Here is a 1,912-nt window from a genome sequence, read left to right on the forward strand (position 1 = left end):
AACCCTCGTCGGGCACGGCGACCGCCGCCGGTCGGGGACCGCGTTCTTTCAGCGAGATGCGCAGCAGCAGCAGGAAGGCGGCGACGAAGCCGACGATGACGAACAGCGAACCCGCGTAGCGGTGCACGAGGTCGAAGCCCTCGCGCCCGTACGCCCCGTAGGCCCACGCGGCCGAGGCGAAGCGGATCATGTTGCACGTGATGGCCAGGCCCATGCCCACGAGCAGCCCGAGGCCCACTCGCGCGGTGGGGGCGCGGGTGATGCCGATGATCGCGACGGCGAGCAGCAGCAGCGGGACGATCAGCACCGTCGTGGAGCACATGGTCGTGATGTTCAGCCCCGTCACCTCGGCGGTGCCGATGCCGAAGTACACGATGGGTCCCGCGGCGACGGCGCGGCCGGGGGCGACGAGCTGGATGAATTCGCGCGCGAGGATCGCCTCGCCCGCACGCGTGGTGGCCTCGGTGGAGATGAGGATGCCGGCCAGGGCCGCGAGAGCGGCGGCGACGACCAGTCGGGTTCGGCGGGCGGGACGCGCGTCGGCGGCGAGGGCGAGGGCGCTCATGATTCGACCGCCAGCAGAAGGCGCCCGGCCTCGGCGTTACGGCGGGTCTTGGTCCAGCCGCGTCGGCCGGTGGCCATGCGCGCGAAGGCCCGCACCACGCAGATGTAGCTCTGGTACATGTACAGCCAGTAGCCCAGACCCCACAGGCCCGCGCGCCACAGGGGCTGCTTCTCTTCGCGAGTGACGTACACCATCGGCCAGAGGGCGAAGGGCAGGATGCCGGTCAGCACCCAGAGCGGGATGATCCAGGTCGCACCCGAGATCCATCCGAACAGACCTCCGGGCGACAGAGCGCCCGAGACGACCATGGCGATCGCGACGGTGGGCCACAGCACGAAGCCGATCAGTTGGATGTACGGGATGGCGAGGAAGTAGGCCGCCTCGAGCGCACCGGCGTTGGTGAAGGTGCGCGAGGCGTAGATCTTGGGCAGGTAGCGCGCGCACTGCAGTCCGCCCTGGCACCAGCGGGTGCGCTGGGTGAGCAGGCGCCGCGCGGTCGGCAGGGCCTCCTGATCGACCCACGTGTCGTGGGCGTAAACGGTGCGGTAGCCCGCGAGCATGATGCGAAGGCCCACCTCGTAGTCCTCGAGCAGGGCGTCTCCCCATGGCTCGCCCTCGCCGATCGAGGCGGCGCGCAAGGCGCTGAGGCGGGTGAACTGGCCGTTGCCGCCCAGACCGACCGAGACGGTGCGCATGCGCAGCAGCTGCATCGCGGCGATGGTCGTGCGGAACTCGATGTCCTGCATGCGGATGAGGTACCGCGCCCAGGCCTGGGCCAGGGGGCCGCCCGCGGAGGCGGGGCGTCGGTCGTCGCGGTTGCTCATGCGCACCGCGACCTGGGTGGCGCCGACGTCCGGTGAGCCGAACCCGGTCGGTCCCGACGTCTGGCGCAGGGCGTTCTCGGCGAGGGCGCCGTCGGCGTCGAGGACGATCACGATGGTGCGATCGTCCCCGACGACGTCGGTGCCCCGCTCGCGACGCCAGTCGATCAGACGGGCGTACGCGGCGTTGAGGGCGGCTCCCTTGCCCTGGCGGGCGTCGGGGAGCCGGCGGATCACGGCGTGCACCAGGGGGTCGCCGTCGGCCGCCGCGGACACGATGTCCCCGGTGCCGTCGGTGCTGGCGTCGTCGATGATCCACAGGTGCACGGTCGGAAAGCGCTCGCGCATCCTCTTCATGGTTCCGGCGATCACGGCCGCCTCGTCCCGGCACGGGATGAACGCGTGCCACTCGAACGCGTCGGGGTCGCCCGCCGCGGCGCCGCGGCGGCGCACGAAAGGGACCACGATCAACGCCGTGTAGGTGAGGAACATCACCAAGAAGACGAAGGAGAGCGAGAAGAGGAAT

At 70.9% G+C, this 1,912-nt stretch carries 2 protein-coding genes; both read right to left on the reverse strand.

What is annotated here, in order from left to right; all coding sequences use genetic code 11:
• Positions 1-565, reverse strand: a 565-nt coding sequence (gene xrtS, locus DBR36_RS15675; protein ID WP_219927671.1) for an exosortase S, incomplete at its 3' end; no start/stop codon positions are given.
• On the reverse strand, positions 562-1,912 hold a 1,351-nt coding region (locus DBR36_RS15680), incomplete at its 5' end, for a glycosyltransferase family 2 protein (protein ID WP_108320641.1). The genes xrtS and DBR36_RS15680, both read right to left, overlap by 4 nt.

This window comes from Microbacterium sp. HMWF026 (assembly GCF_003061325.1).
Lineage (GTDB): Bacteria > Actinomycetota > Actinomycetes > Actinomycetales > Microbacteriaceae > Microbacterium > Microbacterium testaceum_E.